The following is a 21391-nucleotide window of genomic DNA, read 5'->3' on the forward strand; positions in this document are numbered from 1 at the left end:
CGCGGGACGGATGTCTTCCGGGTTGAACGGGGGCCGGCCGGTGGTTCTCGTGGGTGGGGCCTGTCCCTCACGATCCGCCGGGACGGCGGACGGATCTTCCATGCGTCATGGTCGATGGCCGTCTGGTCGTGCGCGGCCTGCGTCGTGGTCGGCAGGTACGGGCTAGTACGTGAACTGGGGTGCGGTGCGGTCCTCGACCGACTTGAGCGCGGCCTGGTGTTCCGGAGAGCCGGGGTACACGCCGTCCAGGGCCGCGGCCTTGTAGCGGCGGCAGGCCCATGCGGCGGCCGCGCGCGTGGCGCCGACGGCGGCCGCGATCGGGTGGATCAGGGCAGGGCTGGCCATAGCAGGGCCTCCTGTCGATGTCGTGGGGCCCCGCCCTTCGGGGCTGTTCACTGGTGAGCTCCGGCTACTCGTGCGTGAAGGCGCGCTCCTGGTCCTCGGGCGTGAGGGGCCGGCAGCAGGCGGGACAACACCGTTGGCGGGATGTGACACGGGTCAGGAACCGGTGGGGGTGATGACGATGTCCCGTTTGAGGACCTTCCCTGTCGGCCCCTTGGGGAGTGCATCGGTGAGCTTGACGATCCGCGGGTACTTGTACGCGGCCACCTGTGCCTTGACGTGGTCGCGGATCTCCTCGGCGGTGGCCTGTCCTTCGGGCTTGAGTACCACCACCGCTGCGATCTCCTCCCCGTCTGCTGCTGGTCGGGTTGGGCGAGGTAGGCCATCGTCATGGCGGTCTCCGGGGTGGGCGGGGCGGCCCGTGTCGTGGGCCGGGCGAGGAAGGGATCTGGGCGCTGGCGTCGGCGAGGGCCTACGGGGCGGCGCCCATTCGGCCGGGGGGCGCAGACCTCTTCAATGGCCTCGGCGATGTGCACCACGCGCTCGTCGGACGGCCCGAGCCGGGCGTCAGGATTTACGCAGCGACGTGATCACGAATGCGGGGATCACCGCCGCGCCGACGACCAGGTGCATAAGGGCCAGCAGGAACTGGTCGGTTGCGGTGACGCCGGCCCCGTTGCAGGGAAGACCGCCGACGAGCAGCAGGATCGCGAGTGTCGACCAGATGAGGGTGGCCCGCCGTGGGACGAATCGTTCCAGCAGCTCCAGGAGTCCCCAGCCGAGCAGCACGGGGACGACGGAGGCGGCGATCACCACGCCGATCTGAACGGTCTGGGCCGTCCGGCCGAACGCTGCGGGGGCCTTCAGGTCGTACCCGGCGACGGCGGTGAGGACGACGGCGTAGACGAGATTCGTGAGGAGGCCGATGCCGATGGCAGCCGGTCGAGCCGCTCTGCCGGGGGTGTCGGTGGGGTGGCAGGCGGGCGGTCTCGGTGAGGACGATGTGGTGGCCACGGTGGATGCTCCCTTGTCAGTCGGCGGGTTGGCGGATGACGGGCAGGACGAGGTGGGAGGGGTGGTCGGCGTCGTGGTGGATGAGGTCGCGGCCCGCCTTGTGGCCGTAGTAGTGGTGGAACAGGCCGTCGGCGACCGCCGAGTCGCCGTTGGCGATCTCCAGGCGGATTCGGCTGCCCTTGGGGAAGAGGTAGGAGGTCGGCCAGACCTCGATCTCGTAGCGGACGACGGTTCCCGGCTCGATCGGCTGGGGCGGGTGGGTGCGGTGGGATGCCTTCAGCCAGCCGCGGGTGACCATGGCGGAGGGCGGCGGTACGTTCTTCGCGATCCTGCGCATGAGGATCTCCTTGAGCTTGGGCACGGCCTTCTGCTCGGAGATCTTGACGTGGAAGTCGGTGTCGGTCTGGTCGGACTCCGCGTACAGCACCAGGGTGATCTTCCCGGTGACCTCGGTGTCGTGTTCCAGGGGCGCGGTGGTGAAGGTGAGGATGGCCCGGGTGGGCTGTGGGATGCCGTCGGTGATGACGGTGGTGCCCACCGTCCACTCGGGGTTGGGGTAGTCGTAGACGGTCGCCATTTGGGCCGGCCCGGTGGGTGGGGTGGTGGCGAGGCTGCCGTCGTTGAGTGAGAGGACGGCGTGTGCGGGTTCGGGGTCCAGGTAGAGCGTGATCGGCACGGCGCGCCGGGGTGGCCATTCGGCTTCTTCCCGCGGCTGGCGCCCGGAGTTGGCGACCTGGATACGAACCGCAGGGCCGTCCATGACGCCGTTGTCGACGCCCTTGAGCCAGTGGTCGTACCAGGGGCGGATGTAGGTGTCGAGGAAATCGGGCTGGTAGTAGCGCTCGTGGCTGTCGGTGCCGGCGAGTACGACGAGGCGCTTGTCGGTGCCCGTGAGCCGTTCGTAGCCGTCGAGCTGACCGCGCAGGTGCAGGCCGACGCTGTACCACCAGGCGATGTTGAGCACAGGGACGTCGATGTCCTCCACCTTCACCGCTCGCTGCCCCCACCAGTCGTCGAAGACGGGCCGGTCCAGGGTCATGCCGATGAGGTCGGCGGTGATGCCGCCGGGCCGGGGCGGAGTGCCGCCGCCGATCGTGGCGCCGGCGCGGAGGTTGTCGGTCGGAAAGTAGTTGAGGAACCCCATGGAGTAGAGCCCGCCGTGGTAGACGGCGTCGTGGTAGACGTCCGTGAACCCGCTGTAGATCAGCGCGCAGGTCAGGTGCGGCGGGCGCTGCGCGGCGGCCAGCCACTGGTTCACGCTGTAGGCGCTCTCCCCGATCATCGACACTTTGCCGGTCGACCAGGGGCGGGAGGCGATCCACTCGATGGTGTCGTAGAAGTCGCGCTGCTCGGCGGGGCCGAACAGCGCGAACTGCCCCTCGGACCTGCCGGTGCCGCGCTGGTCACCGACCACGACGGCATAGCCGTGGCCGGTCCAGTAGTCGAGGGGACCGGTCTCGATGAACATCGCGGCCGCCACGGGGCGTGGTCATCCTCGATACAACGATCGGGCAGTACCCCACGACCGTGCGCCGGCCCGGCGGGCTGGGCAGGGAAACCCCGACCGGGCGCGGCGCCGGGCCGCTGCGCTGGCCGCGATCGACCCCGACTGGAACCCGTGGACGCTCGGCTGGACCGTCGACTGGCAACGCCACCAGGATCTGAAGCAGGCCCTCGCGGCCGGAGCGCGACTGGACAACATCGTGCCGGGCGTGACACGGCACGGCGAGGATGTCGGACACCCAACGGCGAGACTGGGACCGGCTGGGCGAGCAGCGGCAGCGCCGGCTCGACCAGGCGCAGCGCGCCGCTCTGGACGAGCCGGGCGTGCACTGGGCCGGGTGGCGAGGTCGGGCGGCTGTTCCAGAATTCTGGAACAGCCGCTCCCGCCCAAAGCCGAACACCCTGTCAGCGCCCGCGTCCCGCTCCCTGGCTGTCGGTGGGCGGGGACGGCGGCTTCGGCCGGGGCCGGCTGTCCGGGGCCGCGGCGGTGGGGGTGGAGCGGGAGCGGGAGCGGGCCGCCATCGGGGAGTGGTTCTCGCGAACCCCTCTCGTGTCTCTCAGCTGACAGCGTCGAGCAGCAGTTTCGCGGCCACCATCGCCCCGTCGGTGCGGACCGTGCCGGCCACGGTCTTCGCCCGGCTGCCGGTTTCCGGTTCAAGGGCGGTCTTGAGCGCGGCCGACAGGGACTCGGCGGTCGGCACCGGACCATCGTGCGCTACGCCGATGCCCAGCTCGGCCACCCGGCCGGCCCAGTACGGCTGGTCCGCCAATTGGGGCACCACCACCTGGGGAGCGCCGGCCCGAGCGGCCGTCGTCGTCGTACCCGCGCCACCGTGGTGCACGACGGCGGCTACCCGTCCGAACAGCTGCTGGTGGTTGACCTCGCCGACTGCGAAGCAGTCGTCCCGGTCGTCGATGAGGCCCAGGTCGGCCCAGCCGCGCCCGATGAGTACCCGGCGGCCGCTCACGCGAACCGCCTCGATGGCCGCCCGGGCCGCGTCCTCCCCTGCGCGCACGGCCATGCTGCCGAAGCCCACGTAAACGGGCGGCGCACCGGCATCCAGGAAGGCCACCAGATCAGCCGGGAGCGGCCGGTCGTCGGGCAGCGCCCACGCGCCGGTCTGCACGATGTCGTAGTCCGGCGTCTCCAGCCACGGGTCCAGCACCGGGTCCGTCGCCAGCCACGGCCGGTCGCCGAAGGCGTAGTCGCGGACGTTGTCCACCGGGGGCAGGCCGATCGACGTCCGGTTGGTGTTGAGCGCCTCACCGAACAGCGCGTTGATGCTCTGGGCGTCCAGGTCCCACAGTGCCCGGTCGTCGGTCACCTCCGGCGGGAACGGCTGCCCCGGGTACGCCAGCGGCGGGCGGTGCGGCGAGGGCAGGGTCAGCTGCTGGAAGATCGCGGATACGTAGCCGATGTCCAGCTTCTCGGCCACCGACCGCGCCCCGGCGATGGCTGGCATTGCGCCCGTCGCCACCAGCAGGTCACATCCTTCGGCTGCCGCGGGTATCACCTGCAGCTGACTGGCGATCAATTCCGCTGCACGTTGGGGCAGGTTGACCTTCGACGGCGGTGGCGCCGCAGTAGTCAGCGTGCGTGCTGACTGCCCGACGCCCACCATGGACACTCCGACCCCGGCCAGCCGCTCCGCGAAGTCCTCGTCCGGCGGCGCGCACACCCGCACCTCCGCGCCGAGTTCCCGCAACCGCACCGCCAGTCCTACCAACGGTTCGACGTCCCCACGTGACCCATACGTCGACAACATCACACGCACTTCGTTGATCTCCTATTTCCGTAGCTTCTTGGCCAGACCGACCATCCTGGGTCGGCATGGAGCCCGGGTGACTACCGTGGCGAAGGCTGTCACCCGGTCGGCGTCCGATCTCAGTGCCGGGGCGGTGGTGGGTGCACCCGCATGGACACTCTCGTTCCTTGTCCCACCACCGCCGAACCGTCACCCCGTTCCGATCGCGCCCTGGGCGGACGGGGCGGGGAGCGTGGCAAGTGCGCCCAGGATGCGGGCCGCCGGCGCGGGGTCGACCAGCCACTTCAGGTGGCTGCCCTCCAGTGTGCGGACGTCGTACGGGTTGTCAGGCGTCAACTCGTTGCCCTCGCGGATCAGGCGGTCCTGCAGGACGAGCGGCAGGCTCGCGTCGTCGGCGAGGCGTATGTAGGTCTTGGGGATGCGGCCCCAGGCCGCGGCCTGCGCCCGGTCGGCGGAGCCGCCGACATCCAGGTTCTCGTCGGGCTGGAAGGTGTTGAGGAAGGTGAGGAACTGCTCGTCGGTGCCGTCGGCGAAGAAGGCCAGCTTGAACGCGGCGATGGTGTCCGGGTCCGCAGTCCGGAAGTTGACGCGGAGCAGGCCGAGGTCGGCGGGGTTCCCGGCCAGCGCCGCGGCGAAGGCCGCGGGGTCGACCGTGGCCATCTCCGGCTCGGCGTAGTAGTCGTTGACGTCGAGGTCGACCGGGGCCCAGGCCGAGACGTAGACGAGGCGGTCGATCAGGTCCGGGCGCGCGTTGGCCGCGGCCGTGACCGTGGCACCGCCACGGCTGTGGGCGACGAGGATCACCGGGCCGTTCCGCTTGGCCCGTTCGAGGATGCCGATCAGGTGCGCGACGTTGTCGGCGAGCGTGACGCCCTTGATCGAGCCGGGCGCGCTCGCGAGACCGGCGGGGTCCTGCGGCGCCTGATAGGCGTGGGTGAAGGTCGCCTGGAACCCGTGGCCGGGCAGGTCGACGGCGACAGAGCGGTGCCCGAGGAGGCCGAGTTCGGCCTGAAGGGGCGCGAAGGAGAAGGAGTTCGCGAATGCTCCGTGCACGAGTACGAACGTCGGTTGCATCTGTTTCTTCACTTTCCGGCCGCCGCGGGGGCTGCGGCCATGGCGGGGCCCGGGTGCGGGGGACGTCATGGGTGCGTGGGCTTACCGGCGGCCTACGCGATCACTCGGAGGTCCGACGCAGCACCATGCAGAGGAAGCCGAAGCTGTCCCGGTAGCCGTGCAGCCACTCCGAACGCGCGGCGGTGGCCGTCTCCAGCGCCTGTTCGGCACCTGGATCGTCAGGGTGGTCCAGAGCCCATGCGGCCAGCGAGCCCCAGCAGGCCCACTCGTATGCGTCCAGCTCACCGCGGGTGCTGACATGGGCGTGGACAGGGGTCCATCCGTCGGCGACGACGTGGTCCACCGTGGTCGCCAGGTCGGCGAGTTCACCGAACATGTCGACGGCCGCAGGTGAAGGGGCGCGGTCCCAGAACGACTCACCGATCAGCACGCGGCCCCCCGGAGCCAGGTGTTCTCGGGCCGCCGCGAGGGTGGGGAGAAGACCACCGAAGGCATGCGCGGCGCCGACGCTGATCACCAGGTCGAACGGCTGCGGAGAGACGAAGTCCGCGGCCTCCTGCCGGTGGAGGACCAGGCGCTCGTCCACTCCGCGTTCGCTCGCTGACCGGCGGGCCTGCGTCAGGGCGACTTCGGAGACGTCGACGCCCTCGGCGTGCAGGTGTCGGCGCGTCTCCAGGGCGCGCAGGAGCCACTCCGCTGTGCCGCATCCGAGGTCGAGCACGCGCTCGTCGCCCCGCGGGAGGCCGCGTTCGAGCAGTCGGCTGACCGAGTCGTCGGCGAGCGGAGACTTGATCGGATGGCCGGCATGGGCGATCGCGGAGATCTGCTCGCGGCTCATCGGCGCGCCGTGCCCCGCGTCGAGGAGCAGCTTCGCGGCCACCTCCGTCCCATCGGTGCGGATCGTACCGGCGACGGCCTTCGCCCGTGCTTGCGTCTCGGGGGTCAGGGCCGTCCTGAGCGCGGCGGACAGGGACTCGAAGGTGGGGGTCGGGCCGTCGTGTGCCGCGCCGATGCCCAGGTCGGCCACGCGGGCGGCCCAGTGCGGCTGGTCCACGAACTGGGGTACGACCACCTGGGGTGCACCGGCTCGGGCGGCGGTGGTCGTGGTGCCTGCGCCGCCGTGGTGTACGACGGCCGCGACCCGGCGGAACAGGGACTGGTGGTTGACGTCGCCGACGGCGAAGCAGTCGTCCGAGTCGTCCGCCAGGCCGAGGTCTGCCCAGCCGCGGGAGACGAGCACGCGGCGGCCCTGCGCGCGGACCGCCTCAACGGTCGTCCGGGCGATCTCGGTGGCCGCGCTCAGGGGCATGCTGCCGAATCCGACGTACACCGGTGCGGTGCCGGCGTCCAGGAACGCTTCCAGATCGGCGGGCAGGGGGCGTTCGTCGGGCAGGATCCACGCACCGGTCTGCACCAGGTCGAGGTTCGTCAGTTGCTGCCACGGGCCCAGGACCGGGTCCACCGCCAGCCACGGCTGTTCGGTGAAGACGTGGTCGCGGACGTTGTCCACCGGCGCAAGGCCGATCGCCGCGCGGTGGGCGTTGAGGGGCTGGAGGTAGAGGGCGTTGACCTTCTGGGCGTCCAGGTCCCACAGGGCCTGGTTGTCGGTCATGTCGGGCGGGGCCGGCGGGCCGGGGCGCGACGACGGTCGGTAGTGCGGGGAGGGCATCTCGAAGGGGTGGAAGCCCGCGTACACGTAGCGGATGCCCAGCTTCTCGGCCACCGAGCGGGCGCCGGCCGGCATCAGACCGCTCGCCACCAGCACGTCACAGCCCTCGGCTGCCTTGCCGACCGTGTCGAAGTGCGCGGCGACCAGCTCGGCCGCGAACGCGGCCGCGTCCGACGGCGGCGCTCCCGTCCGCAGCGCGCGCACGTCCCTCCCGAAGGGCACCAGCTCCGCGCCGACACCGGCCAGCAGTTCCGCGAACTCCTCGTCCGGCGGTACGCACACGCGTACCTCCGCGCCGAGCTTCCGCAACTGCGCCGCCAGTCCCGCCAGCGGCGCGACGTCGCCGCGCGATCCGTACGCCATCAACAGCACACGCATGTCGTGTTTCTCGTTTCTGTAGGTGCCGGCATCGGCCGGCGTCGGTACGGCAGGATCCGGGTCTTCCGGGTCTTGCCTGCCTCGCGCCCGTTGGGGCGGGTGCGTGTCGGGCGGTGCTGATCAGCGGGATCAGCGGGCCCAGGGCAGCTCGCGGGTGCCCTCGGTACCGGGCACCGAGGCGACTCCGTCCGAGCGCATCGCGACATAGGCCTCGGCCCGCTCCGGAGCGTGGATCCGGCGGACAAGGTCCGGGGGCAGGATCAGGCTCTGGCCGGCCAGGACCTTCTCGGTGCGGCCGTCACAGGTCACCTCCAAGGCGCCCACTGTGACTGTCCAGACCTGCTCACGGCTGACGGAATGCTCGGGTCCGGTCGCACCGGTCTCCATCGCGACCGTCCAGGTACTGAGCTCGCCGCTGCCGCGGCTGGGGGCCGCGAGGCGCGTCATGGTGGCGTTTGGGGAGATGGTGACGTCGTCGGCCGAGGGAGTGACCACCTGTACGACGGTGTCTTCGCTTACGTCCGTGCCGCTGTTCGGGACGACCCATTCGACGAACTGGACGACGATGCCGTTGGGGTCGGTCAGCTGGAACAGACGCTCGCCCCAGGGTTCTTCCCGCAGTGGCATGGTGATGGGGGCACCGGCGGCACGCAGCCGTGCCTCCTCTACGGCGAGGCCGCTGACCGTGAGCGCGACGATCAGCCCGCCCGCCTCCCGGTCCCGCTGCTCGGCGGGCAGGACCTCGGTCCCCTTGTGGAGCAGGACGATGTCGACGCCGGCGTCCTCGCGGGTCAGCGAGCAGAAGCCGTCGTCGGCCATTGCCACCTCGTAGCCAAGGTGGGTGCGGAAGAAGTCACGGGAGGCGTCGACGTCGGCGACGGTCAGGGAAATGGTGGACGCGGACACGTGCATGGCGGCTCCTCGGAGAGTGTTTGCGGTGGTGGGTGGTGGGTGGCGGGGGTTTCCGTCGTCCGCCGCGGGCGGTACGCGATGGCGGAGAGGGTGAGGCCTGAGCCTGAGACTCTCCGGGGTGTCAGAGCGAAGTTCGTTTGCACAAGGGGCTGTCGAACAGGCCGGTGCCCAGGGCCGTCGTGTTCCTCGCCGCACGCGGACGAGCGTGACCGGCGCGCCCCCCGTGGAGTCCGCTGGGCTGGGGCTGGTGAGCGCGCGGGCGACGGCGTGCTGCTTCGGAGGCGAGAGGGCTGGCATCGCACCGCCGGGGGGAGGAAGCCGTACGTGCCGACGCGTCCGGGTCCAGCCGTGTAACCGTCGCGGGTGGCGATGCCTAGGCCAGCTCGCCCGAGGTCTTCGCGTCGCCATCGCTCCGGAAGTGAGTGCGGCCACGGGGATCAGGCCGGGCGCAGGTCGAGCTGGAACTCGAGGGTGCGCCGGTAGGAGCGGAATCCCAGACGGTGGTTGACTGCCAGCATGTGGACGTTGTCCTCGGCGTTGTCCGTCTCGATCTCGACGACGTCGGGATGTTCGGCGCGCAGACGCCGCACCATGGCGGCTTTGACCCACAGCCCCAGGCCTTGACCGCGATGCGCGGGCACGACCGCCGTGTCGTACTGCTGGGCACGAGGCCCGGAGCCCTGGGGAAGCAGGACTTCGGTGTAGCCGGCCATGCTGCCGTCACCGTGGACCGCAGCAAGGGTCAGCAGTGTATCGCCGCGGTCGGCGATCACCTTGGCCATGGCGCGAACGCGGCCGGCGTCCCAGGCCACGCTGCCGTAGTCCATGTCACCGACGGGCATGTCGTTCATGGCGGTCTTGGCCGCTGCGAAGGCGTCGGCGAACTCGTCGGGGACCGTGCCGCTCCAGCCGGCCAGCCGGTAGCCGGGCGGCCCGGTATCGGCGGTCAGTGGCAGGTCCCCATCGGGCAGCTGGTCGAGGCGCAGCAGGAGGTGGTCGAGAGTGAGCGCCCGGCTAAAGCCCCGCCGTTCACTGAAGGCTTCGCCCGGGCTGTCGGCCGCGGCTGCCGCGATGAGGCTGCGCCGGTTCTCGGCGTTGCAGGCCGCCACGACCTCCAACAGCAGGAGCGAGCCAATTCCCTGGCGCCGGTGCGCGGGATCGACGTGCAGTTCCAGTTCGGACAGGTGCTCCTGGCCCGGAGAGGTGAACACCCGCAGGTCGGCGAACCCCACGGAGCCCCCGTCCGCCCCCGTGGCCAGCCAGATCAGCCGGCGGCTGCCCAGAGCGGGCTGGGTGAGCTGGGCGCGGATCTGTCCGGGGTCAGGGGCCGGTACTCCGGGCAGGTCATGGGCCATCGAGGCCGCGACGACCTGATGACATGCGGCGGCCTCGGCTACCGAGACGTGGCGGATGAGATGCACGGACGCAGATGCAGATGCAGACAAGATGAGACTTTCGTGTTCGAATCTGTCGTACTTCAGAGAGTGACGAGGTCGCGTGGCCGTTGGGCCCAGGGAAGGGTGGCGGCTGCCGTGGACGCGTCAGTGCGTGGTGCTGGGACCCCAGCGGTCGGGAGCGGCGCACTCCGGGATCCACCGGGCGGTGCAGCCGGCGCATGCGGCAGCCGGAACAGAACCTCTCCGCCGTCGGTTCGTCGACGCCGTCCAGCAGCCACGGCAGCAGCGGCGCTACGCGAATGATCCGCTGCATGACAAACCATCAACTCAAGAAACGGAGCAGCCCGAAACACACAACACACCTCGCACGCGTACCCACCCCACCCCACCCCACCCAACGCCTTGGTCATCCCCTGCGCAGCAGACGAAACCAGGCGCACAATCACGCAGGGCAGGAGGGCCTGCCTGCTCTTCCCGACGATGCCGTCACGTTGCTTCGACGCCTGATTAGACATCGCGTGGCTGCGGTCGCAGTGTGCATGTTGTGCGGAGTGCCTTCGCGATTTGTGCAGACCGCTTGACCACGACGCATGGATCCGGCTGTTGGCCCGCCCTCGGTGACTTCTCCGGAGCGGCAGACCCGATCAGCACCGTAAGCACCACTGCCGACGACCAACCTCTCCACCTCATCCGGCGTGCCGCCCGCGCCTGGTCCCGCCGTTACCGCGATGTCACCAGAACCTTCGGCGGCAGCGCGGCGCCGGCCCTCTCAGCACCGGGCTCGACCCGCCCCTGACAAGCGCGAGCGCACCGGCTCCGGTGGCCTGGATCGCGTAGCGGCTGCGTCAGCGACGCGCGAGGGATCCTTTCGAGTCTCGAAACCAGATTTGGATCATGAGATGATCCGGCCAGCTGGTCTGGTTTGGCATGACGCGTATGCGGGGGTTTTGTGGGTGGGTCGAGGGCGTCGGCTTCAGTCGTGCCGCCAACAGACAGGTTCGAATGGTTCCTCAACACCGTCTCCAACGAGGTCATGCCCCTGTCGCTGAGCAGTGACCGAAGAGACGACTTCCACGCAGACATCCAGGACATGCCACTGGGCGCCGTGGTGTTGTCGGAGTTCGCGTTCTCCCCCATGCGGGCGTGGCGGTCCGCGAGACACATCCGACAAGGCGATCCCGAGGGCTACCAACTCGTACTGGTAACACAGGGCAGCCTCCGGGTCTCCCAGGGTGGCCGGGAAGCGCTGGTGGCGGGTGACTTCGTACTCTCCAACACTTCCAGCCCCATGCTGACCGAGTGCCTCTCCGCCGGAGGCCCGATTCACGCCCTGACGCTGCAGATACCGCGGTCCGCCATGCCGCTGTCCCCCCACAGGCTTGAGCCACTCCTGGTGCATCGCCTCCCTGCCCAAAAGGGAGCGACCGCGATTCTCGCGGGGTTCCTGCGCACCCTCCATGCCCAAGGAGCGCACTGCGGAGCGGAGGCACTGCTTTCCATGGGATCCGCCACGATCGACCTAGTCACCGCATGCCTTGCCCAATATCTACATTCCCTGGACGAGGCGCCGGTCGAGGCGCGATCCCAGCTGATGCTGCAGCGAATCCTGCGTTTCATCGATCACAACCTCGGCGACCCCGACCTCTCACCTCGCACGATCGCCGAACGGCACAACGTCTCTCTACGCACGCTCTACACGCTCTTCGACGGCGAGCCCGCCAGCATCGCGGGAGTCATCCGACGCCGACGCCTGGAACGCTGCCACACCGACCTCACCCGCCCGGAAATGGACCACCGAACCGTCCAAGCGATCTCAGCCCGCTGGGGCTTCACCAACCCCGCAACCTTCAGCCGTACCTTCCGCGACACCTACGGAACCACCCCCGCCGAACACCGCGCCCACGCGCGACAGCACCGCAACGCAGACACAACCGAATAACGCGATCGTCCACAGATGGCAGCCAATCCGGCGTACGAGACGATCCCAGGCGACCACGCCATCATCCTCGGCAAGGTCGTCGCCGTCCCGCGCACTCTCCAAACCGACACGAGAGCAGCCTGCCCGCGCGCACCATGCCGGGCTTCGCGGCCGAGGTGTCGTGAACCCCGCTGACGACTGGCCGAACGAGCAGTCCCAAAGGCATCCCGCCCAACTCGAGCAGTCTGATGGTCATCGTGATGGGACACACCGCCGCCGCTCGCTCCGACCGAAGCTGGCGGAACCTGGAGGCCGATACACCCCTGGCGATCACACACGGTGACCGCCGTGAGCGGTTCGCCCGTCGCCTCACACGACCGATGCCCGGAAAGGATCAGTGGGAATGATCCCCGCCTCGTCGAAGAGCTGCTCCAACGCCTCATGACCCTGATGCCTGCGGAACTCGATTTCGGCGACCGTCACAGGCAAGGTCCACAGGATGCGGGCGTGCCCCCCAGGCAGCGGACAGTGCTCAAGGTCAGGTCCGTGGTGATAAGGCAGGCTGACCAGCAGGTGGTCGCAGGCCGAGCCGGGCACCCATGGTTCACCGATCGGCAGGCTGTGCTCCAGGTCGAGCTGGTGCCCACCGCAGTGGTAGTAGGCGATCATGGCCATGAGATCGATGAACCGCTGGTCGCGGACGTGGGCGGTCATGACGAACTCAAGCCCATGACCGTCCCTCTCCATCGCGGCCCAGCACCCGGCGGTCACATAGGCCCAGCTATCGCTGCGTGGACCGGGGCCGACAACGAGAACCCGCAGGTCGTCTACGACCTCGCGCCGTTCCGGCCCCAGGTCGTAGACGACGACCTCAACGGAATGCCCCTCGAAGAACGCCCGGACATGTGACTCAACGGCCTCCACGGCCAGCAGCCTCGCATCACTCACCGTGCGATCATGCCAGAGCCCAATCAACCGGCCCGACTTCTCACCCAGCGTCATGGCCCATGCGTCCCGGGCTGGCGCGGTGCGAGTCGGCACTGCGTGAGCGACGAGGTGCTGTGCGACGGCGGGCGGCCGGTGCCGGCCCGAAGTTCGACCTGGTCTTCGCCGACCGGGTGCTCGTCACTCTGGTCCACCTGCGCACGGGGCTCCCGCACGCCGCGCTCGCCGAGTTGTACGGCACGGCCCGTTCCACGGTCTCCCGCGCCATCGACGAGATCCGCCCGCTGCTGGCAGCGCGCGGGTTCGCCGTCCCTGACCGCCCCGGGGTGCGGCTGCGGACCCTGGCGGACGTGTTCGCCTACGCCGAAGCCGAGGGGATCCGGCTGAGGATCGACGGAGCTGAGACCCAGGTCCGCCGGCCCAAGGCCGACCGGCCCGGACGACGGGCCTTCGTCTCGGGCAAGAGGAAACAGAACACCATCAAGACCACGACCGTCAGCGACGGTCAGGGGCGTCTGCTGTGGTCCGGCGCGGACCGGCCGGGCCGCATGCACGACCAGACCGCGATGCGCACGGAGGGCATCGCCGAGCAGTTCCGGCTCCACCCGAAAGCGGGAGCCGACGTCGACGAGCGTGACCGGGGTCTGGCCAACGAATTCCCCGACCAGGTCAGCGCCCCGCCGAAGAAGCCGAAGGACGACGCACCGCCCGGCGATCAGTACGCATGGCGGGAGATGCGCCGGCGGCAGTCCTCGGATCGGATCTGCGTCGAGCACGTCAATGCCGAACTGCGTCAGTGGCGGCCGCTCCAGCGTTACACCGGCAGGCGTGAGGACTGCGCCGCGACCCATCGCGCGATCGCTTCACTGGTCTCGGACCGTTCTGCCCGTCGGCCAACGCGCCACAGGCCGAGCACCGAACTGGTTCTCGCCCGGCAAACGGCCTGCTGATCAACCACCAGCCGAACCGCCAGGCCAGCACGCCCCGACCTCAATCGCGGACCGAGCCGTTACGCGGCTGCTGCGGAACACCGGGCGCCGAACGCGGGGCGGTGGCTTTGGGCAGCCGGGGGATCGGAACCACCCGCGCCTGGGGTTTCGGTGCCGGGTAGGTGCCATGTGCCACGTAATGGCGCCCAGCGTCAGTCAGCACAGCATTCCCCCCTCTTCCCTCGCCGTCGTGTACGGGGGCACTCGCCCCGCTTTTCGCAAACGAGCCCGCGCACCTCGCGGACACGCCGGTTGCCCGGCAGTACCCGGACAGGCGGCGCCCGGCCGGCCGACACCACATGCAGTGGTCCCCGCGCTCGACCGCTACGGCCGCTCGCTCAATGCCCCGCTGACCGAGACCGGGCGACTGCGGTCGGCGCGTTGTGTCGTGGACGACGGCCGGCCCGTGCGGCGGGCCGCGGAACCTCTCCAGGTCAGCCACACCACCGCGGCCCGCTGGGCCGCCCGCTACCGCACCCTGGACATCGCCGGCATGAGTGACCGCTCCAGCCGCCCCCACCACCAGCCGGGCAGGACCCCGGCCGAGGTCGACGAACACGTACTGCGGCTGCGGCGCGAACACCGGCTCGGACCCCTGCGGCCGGCGGCCCGCCTCGGGATCGCACCCTCGACAGCCCACCGGATCCTCATCCGCCACGGCCACCTCCACTCGCAGCCCTGGAGCGGGCCACCGGCGAACCGGTCCGCCGCACCGCAACGGCCCTGACGCCCGCCGGCGCCGGGGCCCCGCGGCGTCGCCCGTCAGTTCACGGTGGCGTGCGGGTTGCGGTGCTCCTCCAGTGCCGTCGTCCGGCGCGGGACGAAGTCCCGCCCCCGGCCGAGCAGTCCCATGAGGATCAGCTCCCGGTCGGCCTTCGGTTCGCGCTCGGCGCGCTGGGCCGCGTAGACGCCGATCAGGCCGTGGAAGCGGTAGTAGTGCCGGGAGACCCGTTCCATCAGGTGGCCGTTGACGAGCAGGTCGAGCAGGCAGCGGGCCGTCGTCTGGCTCGTGCCCGCCAGGGTCGCGGCCTGCTGCACGCTGATCAGGCCGGTGGAGTGCGGGCCCAGCGAGCGGAACATCCGGGCCGCCTCCGCGGGCAGCGCCTGGTACGAGGCCTCGAACACGGTACGCAGGTCCGCGTCCTCGTCGCCCTGCGCCGCGAGGCGGTCCAACAACCCGCGCTCCTCGGCGTAGCGTTCCACCACCGCGGCCGGCGGGACGTCCCGCGCCTCGATCAGCCCCTCGACGGCGCTGCGCAGGGCCAGGGGCAGCCCTTCGCAGACGCGCGCCAGGCGCGTGATCACCGTCCTCTCCACCCGCAGCCGGTTGCCGCCCAGGTAGGTGAGCAGCTCCGCCGAATCGCTCTGGGACAGCGGTCCGACCCGCACCTGGTGGGCCCCGTCGCGGATCGCGAGGCCGGTGAGCCGCTGACGGCTGGTGACGATCACCGAGGACGCCCCCCGCGGGATCAGCGGGCGGACCTGGCCGGTGCCGAGCGCGTCGTCGAGCACCACCAGCATCCGCTGCCCGTGCAGCAGGCTGCGGTAGAGGCTGACGCGCCCCGCCAGGTCGGCGGGGATGCGCGCGTGGTCGACGCCGAGGCTGCGCAGGAGCTGGGCGAGGGCCTCGGACGCCGTCAGAGGCTCGCCCTGGGCCCCGGTGCCGCCGAGGTCGACGAACAGCTGGCCGTCCGGGAAGCGGTCGGCGAGCCGGTGCGCCAGCCGCAGGGCGACCGCCGTCTTGCCCATGCCGGCCGGGCCGTCCACCACGGCCACCGCCGTGCCGGCGCCGGAGCGCACCTCGTCCTCGGCGAGCAACCGCTCCAGTTCGTCCAGTTCCGCCGTACGCCCGACGAACCCCCGCGCCAGCGGCGGCAGCTGGGCGGGACGCGGCATGTGCGGCGCGGCGCCGTCCGGTGAGTCCGCGGCCGACGCCGGTGACTGGTCGCGGCAGGCGGTGACCGCGCGGCCGGCCAGGATGTCCTGATGCAGGTTGCTCAGCTCCGCGCCGGGTTCGATGCCCAGTTCCCGGTTGAGCAGCCGCCGGGTCTCGGTGTACACGGCGAGGGCGTGGGCCTGCCGGTCGCATCGGTACAGGGCGAGCATCAGCAGCCAGCGCAGCTTCTCCCGCAGGGGCTCCTCGGCCACGGCCGCGGACAGGTCTGCGACCACCTCTCCGTGGCGTCCCGCCTTCAGCATGTCCGAGGCCCATTCCTCGGTGGCCGTCATCCTCAGATCCTGCAGCCGGGTCCGCTCCACGGCCGCGAACGGTCCGGGGATGCCCGCGAAGGCCTCTCCGTGCCACAGCGCCAGGGCTTCCCGGTACAGCGCGAGGGCCCCTTCGGTGTCGCCGTCCGTGCCGGCCCGGCGCGCCTGCGCGTGGCGCTGTGCGAAGCGTGCCAGGTCCGTCGCCTCGGGGCTGACGCGCAGGCAGTAGCCGCCTGCCGCGGAGGCGAGTACGGAGCTGGTGCCGCGCCGGCCGCGGTCGGGTTCCAGTACGCGGCGCAGCCCGGCCACGTAGGTGTGGACGCCGTTGGCGGCGGTCTGCGGGACGTCGCTCCCCCAGACGGCGTCGATGATGTGCTCGATGCCCACGACGTCACCGGCCCGGCTGGCCAACAGCGCGAGGACGGCGCGCTGCTTGGGCGGGCCGAGCACGACCTCCTTCCCGTTCCTCCAGGCCCGTATGGGCCCCAGCAGTTGGATGGACAGTGATTCCCCCGCTGTCAGCACGGTGTCGTTACCTCCGGGAAGGGGCGGTCGATGGCCGGTGACGCTCTGCCCCGGTCATGCGTGCGGACCGGCGGTGTCCGGCTGCGCCAGCAGCGACGTGGACACGCACCGCAGCTTCTCCCGGGTCTCCTCCAGCTCGCGGTCCGGGTGGGAGTGTCCGACGATGCCGGCGCCGGCCCGCAGCCAGGTGCGGCCGCCCTGCGCGTAGACGCTGCGCAGCACCAGGGCGGCGTCCATGGTGCCGTCCTCGGCGACCTTCAGCACGGCGCCCGCGTACGGGCCGCGACGGCTCTGCTCGTGGCGCTGTATGGCCTGGTAGGCGGCGCGCTTGGGTACTCCGGAGGCCGTGACGGCCGGGAAGACTGCGGCGAAGGCGTCCCAGGGGCTGGCCTCCAAGGGCATCCGCCCCACCACTCTGGAGGCGAGGTGCTGCACCGAGCCGCGTTCCTTGACGGACATGTACTCCTCGACGACGACCGAGTCCGGCTTGCACGGGCCGATCAGTTCGTCGACCGCGACCTTCACGGAAATGGCGTGCTCGTGCAGTTCCTTGGGATCCGAGAGGAGTTCCTCGCGGAGCGTGTGGTCGAGGTCCGGATCGCCGGTCAGGGCGCGCGTGCCGGCCAGCGGCTGGCTGGCCACCCGGCGGTCCGAGGAGACCTCGACGACGGTCTCGGGGCTGAATCCGAAGCAGCGCAGTCCCGCCATGTCCAAGAGGAAGGAACGGACGGGGTTGTTCTCCAGGCGGCCTTTGCGGTAGCTGGCCGCGAAGTCGATCTCGGTCCCGACGGGGACCTCACGCGAGAGGATGGCCTTCTGCAACTTCCCGGCGCGGATCTCCTCGACGAGTAAGGCCACGCGATGGCGATACGTTTCCGCACCGCTTTCCAGGTCCACCCGGACGGGCAGTAACCCGGCCGGCGCGGGGTCCGCCGCGATCCGGGCCAGCGCGTCCTCCGCGGCGGCCAGCCCGGCGTACCCGAGGCTGCGCAGGTAGATCCGGGAGCCGGTCAGCCGGACCTCCGTCTCGGGGACGACGAGGTGGAGCAGCGTCCCCTCCTCCACCGTCATTCCGGCGATGGCGTGGGAGAGTTCGAAGGCGCACCAGCCGTAGGCGGTCCAGTCGCTGATGGGCAGTTCGGAAAGGCACTTCTGCACCGCGGTCAGCGGTTCTCCGAACCACTCCTCCTCGTGGGTGACTCCGAGGCTCGTACATCGGACGCTGTGGGCATCGACGATCACCTCCGCGGCCACGCCGAGGGCTATGGACCATTCGCCCGGCGCCTCGTGGACCACGGACGTGCCGGACAGGCCGGCGGCGGCGAGGCCGACGGCGATGTCCAAGGGTTCCCGTGCGGATTCCATCACGGCAGAGCGGTAGTGAGTCTTCATCTCGATTCCTCCGACTGGAGGGCGACGCCACGTCCGACCGGGCAGCGCTGAGCTCGCCGGTGACCGCAGCCCCCGCCCTGGCAGGACATTCATGGCAGATGGAGCGAGTCGTACGGGAAAACACGGAGTGCGGAATATGGAGTGTGGAATTCAGGAAGCGAGCGGATCGTGCCCGCCTGCGCGCTGCGGGAATCAGGGGTCCCCTGCCCTCGGACCACGAGGAGCGGGCGGACCGTCAACGCCATGCTTCCATCGGAATGATCTCCCCCGGTGCACACGGGACAGGAATCACAGAATCCAGATGGCCGGAAGGGAAGAGCGACGGCAGGGGCCGACGGGGGATGACAGCCCCGGCCGTCGCCGGTCGTGGTGGACGTCCGCTGGAGGACCGACCGGCACCATCGACGGTTCACCCGTGCCGCGCCTGGTCAGCAATGCGTGAGACATCCACTCCCCCGAGTTTCTGTACCTGTATGGTGTACGCGTAAGATAACTATACCCATGGCCTCGCCGGTTGTCATCCACACAGGAACCTGTCGCCCCGACGCGGACGGCGACCCGGCGGACACATCCGCACGAGGATGGATTCAGATGCCCGACTCCACTGCGCCCGACGGCGGCCGGCTGCCGCGCCGGATCGCCGACGACCACGTCGACGACCTCGTCGAACTGGACCCGATCACCGGCACCTACCTCGGCGTCGCCGAGAGCTCCGACCGGCTGCCGGACTTCTCTCCCGCCGGCCGGGAGGCGGTGGCCCACCTCGCCCGCACGACCCTGGGCCGGCTCGATGCGGCCGAGGCCGAACCGGGCGCGGACAGTGTCGTCGAGCGGCGTTGCGCCCGGCTGCTGCGCGAGCGGCTCACCGCCGAACTGGCCGTGCACGAGGCGGGCGAGGAGCTGCGCAGGGTCAGCAACCTCAGCTCACCGCTGCACGAGGTCCGCGAGGTCTTCACGCTCACCCCCACCGACACCGACGAGGACTGGGCCGCCGTCGCCCGCCGGCTGCGCGCCGTACCGCAGGCGCTCGCGGGCTACCGGGCCTCCCTGGACACCGGACTCAGCCGGAAGCTACCCGCGGGTCCGCGCCAAGTGGCCACTGCCATAGGTCAGTTGGCCGAGTGGATCGGTACGGACCGCAGCTGGTTCGCGGAGTTCACCGACCCCGGCCCCGAGCGGCTGCGCGGCGAGCTCAGCGCGGCCGCCACCGCGGCCACCGGCGCCCTCGTGGAGCTGCGCGACTGGCTCCGGGACGACTACGCCCCGGCCGTCGAGGGCGCACCGGACGTCGTCGGCCGGGAGCGCTACGCCCTCCTCGCCCGCTACTACAACGGCACCGACCTCGACCTGGACGAGGCCTACGCCTACGGCTGGTCCGAGTTCCACCGGCTGCTCGCCGAGATGCGGACCGAGGCCGTCGAGGTGCTGCCGGGCGCGGGCACCCCCTGGGAGGCGCTGGCCTGGTGCGACCTGCACGGCGAGGCCGTCGAGGGGGTCGAGGAGACCCGGCGGTGGCTCCAGTCGCTGATGGACGAGGCCGTCGCCGCGCTGCACGGCACCCACTTCGAACTGGCCGAACGGGTGCGCCGGGTGGAGTCGCGCATCGCCCCTGCGGGCAGCGCCGCGGCCCCGTACTACACCGAGCCGTCGCTGGACTTCTCCCGGCCGGGGCGCACCTGGCTGCCGACGATGGGTCAGACCCGCTTCCCGGTCTACGACCTGGTCACCACCTGGTACCACGAGGGAGTGCCCGGCCATCACCTCCAGCTGGCCCAGTGGGCGCACGTCGCCGGCAGCCTCTCCCGCTACCAGACCACCGTCGGCATCGTGCACGCCAACGCCGAGGGCTGGGCGCTGTACGCCGAGCGCCTCATGGACGAACTGGGCTTCCTGACCACCGCCGAACGACGGCTGGGCTATCTGGACGCGCAGATGCTCCGCGCCGTGCGGGTCGTCGTCGACATCGGCATGCACCTGGGGCTGGCGATCCCGGCGGACTCCCCCTTCCGTCCGGGCGAGCACTGGACGCCCGCACTGGCCGAGGAGTTCCTCGCCCGGCACAGCAGCCGCCCGGCCGACTACGTCGAGAGCGAGATCGTCCGCTACCAGGGGATGGCGGGCCAGGCCATCGGCTACAAGCTCGGTGAGCGGGTCTGGCTGACGGGCCGGGAGGCGGCCCGCAGGCGCCACGGAGCGGACTTCGACCTCAAGGCCTGGCACATGGCGGCGCTGTCGCAGGGCTCGCTGGGCCTGGACGACCTGCTCGGTGAGATCTCCGCCCTGTGAGCGTCCCGCGCGGCGCGGTCACCGGCTGTCGGCCGCCGCCGCACCGGAAGCGGGCCCACGGGTGGCCGGAACCTGCTGGTGCTAGGGTGTCGCCCAGGTTTTCGATGGGGCAAATCTCCACATTCGCCGACCCGTTCGAGCACCCCACCGGGTCACGGACATCGCGGCGGCCGGTGACGCATCCCCGTCCGCCGCCCGATCCGATCCCCCACGGTCCGGCGCCGTCTCCCGCACCGAGCGGGACCACCGTCCGGCCTGCGGGACCGGGCCTCTCCCGACCGGATCACCCCCACCTGCCGTGCCCCTCAGTGACAGCCGCAGGCTCGCTCACCCAGCCGTGAAGGAATTGAGACGGATGCAGCCCCGAACCACGCGCACCGGCAGAACCGGTCGTCCGCCCCGGCTGTCGCAACAGGCGATCATCTCGGGTGCCCAGCGCCTGCTGGCGGAGGAAGGCGCCGACAGCCTGTCGATGCGCCGTCTGGCGAAGGAACTCGACAGCACCCCGATGGCGCTCTACCACCACGTGCGCGACAAGGACGAGCTGTTGCTGCTCCTGCTGGAGGCGCACGCGCAGAGCATCCGGCGCCCCGAGCTGCCAGAGGACCCGCGTGAGCGGATGATCGCCGCGGGCCTCCTCCTGCACTCCGTGCTCGCCGACTGCCCGTGGATCGTCGAGGTGCTCGCCTCGGACGACCTCATGGCCATCTCCGCGCTGTGGATCGTGGAGGTGATGGTGGACGCCGCCGTCGCGTGCGGACTCACTCCCGAGCAGGCCGTCGACGCGTACCGCACCGTCTGGTACTACACCGTGGGCGAGCTGATGATCCGGGTGAGCCGCGAGCGCCGGCGGGTCGAGCGCGACCAGCCCTCGCACCGGGACCAGGCGTTCGCGTCCCTGTCCCCCGAGGCCTACCCCCGGCTCGCGTCCCTGGCCGACCGGTGGGCGGCGCTGACCGCCCGCGACACCCACCGCCAGGGTCTCGAAGCGGTGGTCAACGGGCTGATCGCCCGCGTCTGACCCGTACGCCGCACAGGTCCGCGGCCGGTCGCGAGGAGGTGTCGCGACGGGC

16 protein-coding genes and 2 pseudogenes are annotated in these 21391 nt (G+C 70.8%); 5 read left to right on the forward strand and 13 right to left on the reverse strand.

The genetic code is table 11. The annotated features are described in order from the left end of the window. Nucleotides 1-162 precede the first annotated feature (162 nt). The 10 genes and pseudogenes from ACFY04_RS40080 to ACFY04_RS40125 form a co-directional block, all read right to left on the reverse strand. Entirely contained in the window at nt 163-345 is a 183-nt protein-coding gene (locus ACFY04_RS40080; protein WP_389125348.1) for a hypothetical protein, read from the reverse strand. 153 nt (nt 346-498) lie between these two features. Further along, nucleotides 499-849 (reverse strand): hypothetical protein, encoded by a 351-nt coding sequence (locus tag ACFY04_RS40085; protein WP_389125438.1) that lies wholly within the window; start codon nt 847-849, stop codon nt 499-501. Between the two features lie 60 nt (nt 850-909). Next, nucleotides 910-1356, reverse strand: a complete 447-nt coding sequence (locus tag ACFY04_RS40090; RefSeq protein WP_389125351.1) for a DUF6069 family protein — start codon at nt 1354-1356, stop codon at nt 910-912. Nucleotides 1357-1372: 16 nt separating this feature from the next. After that, nucleotides 1373-2836 (reverse strand): CocE/NonD family hydrolase, encoded by a 1464-nt coding sequence (locus tag ACFY04_RS40095; RefSeq protein WP_389125354.1) that lies wholly within the window; start codon nt 2834-2836, stop codon nt 1373-1375. Between the two features lie 580 nt (nt 2837-3416). After that, on the reverse strand, nt 3417-4625 hold the full coding sequence (locus tag ACFY04_RS40100; RefSeq protein ID WP_389125441.1) for a glycosyltransferase: 1209 nt from the start codon (nt 4623-4625) through the stop codon (nt 3417-3419). A gap of 189 nt (nt 4626-4814) precedes the next feature. Then, nucleotides 4815-5699: an alpha/beta hydrolase gene (locus ACFY04_RS40105; protein WP_389125356.1), complete on the reverse strand. Its 885-nt coding sequence runs from the start codon at nt 5697-5699 to the stop codon at nt 4815-4817. A gap of 100 nt (nt 5700-5799) precedes the next feature. Continuing rightward, nucleotides 5800-6537: an SAM-dependent methyltransferase gene (locus ACFY04_RS40110; protein ID WP_389125443.1), complete on the reverse strand. Its 738-nt coding sequence runs from the start codon at nt 6535-6537 to the stop codon at nt 5800-5802. A gap of 15 nt (nt 6538-6552) precedes the next feature. After that, nucleotides 6553-7746, reverse strand: a pseudogene (locus tag ACFY04_RS40115) (glycosyltransferase); the annotation flags it as partial. Nucleotides 7747-7875: 129 nt separating this feature from the next. After that, nucleotides 7876-8658, reverse strand: a complete 783-nt coding sequence (locus ACFY04_RS40120) for a VOC family protein (RefSeq protein ID WP_389125359.1) — start codon at nt 8656-8658, stop codon at nt 7876-7878. 437 nt (nt 8659-9095) lie between these two features. Further along, a complete protein-coding gene (locus ACFY04_RS40125) occupies nt 9096-10079 on the reverse strand; it encodes a GNAT family N-acetyltransferase (RefSeq protein WP_389125361.1) in 984 nt (327 codons plus the stop codon). Between the two features lie 955 nt (nt 10080-11034). Between ACFY04_RS40125 and ACFY04_RS40130 the strand changes: the two genes are divergently transcribed. Continuing rightward, nucleotides 11035-11994, forward strand: coding sequence for a helix-turn-helix domain-containing protein (locus ACFY04_RS40130; RefSeq protein WP_389125364.1), 960 nt, complete (start codon nt 11035-11037; stop codon nt 11992-11994). A 348-nt stretch (nt 11995-12342) separates the two neighbouring features. On the opposite strand, the gene ACFY04_RS40135 is transcribed toward ACFY04_RS40130, so the two are convergent. Beyond that, on the reverse strand, nt 12343-12975 hold the full coding sequence (locus ACFY04_RS40135) for a suppressor of fused domain protein (RefSeq protein ID WP_389125367.1): 633 nt from the start codon (nt 12973-12975) through the stop codon (nt 12343-12345). Between the two features lie 59 nt (nt 12976-13034). On the opposite strand from ACFY04_RS40135, the gene ACFY04_RS40140 reads away from it, so the two are divergent. After that, nucleotides 13035-13868: a transposase family protein gene (locus ACFY04_RS40140; protein WP_389125370.1), complete on the forward strand. Its 834-nt coding sequence runs from the start codon at nt 13035-13037 to the stop codon at nt 13866-13868. Between the two features lie 343 nt (nt 13869-14211). Then, nucleotides 14212-14618: pseudogene (locus ACFY04_RS40145) on the forward strand (helix-turn-helix domain-containing protein); the annotation flags it as partial. A gap of 51 nt (nt 14619-14669) precedes the next feature. On the opposite strand, the gene ACFY04_RS40150 reads toward ACFY04_RS40145, so the two are convergent. Then, the gene (locus tag ACFY04_RS40150) at nt 14670-16640 is read right to left on the reverse strand and encodes a BTAD domain-containing putative transcriptional regulator (RefSeq protein WP_389125373.1); all 1971 of its coding nucleotides are present in this window, start codon (nt 16638-16640) and stop codon (nt 14670-14672) included. Between the two features lie 54 nt (nt 16641-16694). Then, complete coding sequence (locus tag ACFY04_RS40155) at nt 16695-18032, reverse strand: salicylate synthase (protein ID WP_389125376.1); 1338 nt, start codon at nt 18030-18032, stop codon at nt 16695-16697. A gap of 591 nt (nt 18033-18623) precedes the next feature. Between ACFY04_RS40155 and ACFY04_RS40160 the strand changes: the two genes are divergently transcribed. Together ACFY04_RS40160 and ACFY04_RS40165 are read left to right on the forward strand one after the other, a co-directional pair. Further along, entirely contained in the window at nt 18624-20318 is a 1695-nt protein-coding gene (locus ACFY04_RS40160; protein WP_389125379.1) for a DUF885 domain-containing protein, read from the forward strand. A gap of 355 nt (nt 20319-20673) precedes the next feature. Continuing rightward, complete coding sequence (locus tag ACFY04_RS40165; RefSeq protein ID WP_389125382.1) at nt 20674-21339, forward strand: TetR/AcrR family transcriptional regulator; 666 nt, start codon at nt 20674-20676, stop codon at nt 21337-21339. The last annotated feature ends 52 nt before the right edge of the window (nt 21340-21391 follow it).

The sequence above is a fragment of the Streptomyces sp. NPDC001549 genome, assembly GCF_042894025.1.
Lineage (GTDB): Bacteria > Actinomycetota > Actinomycetes > Streptomycetales > Streptomycetaceae > Streptomyces > Streptomyces kutzneri.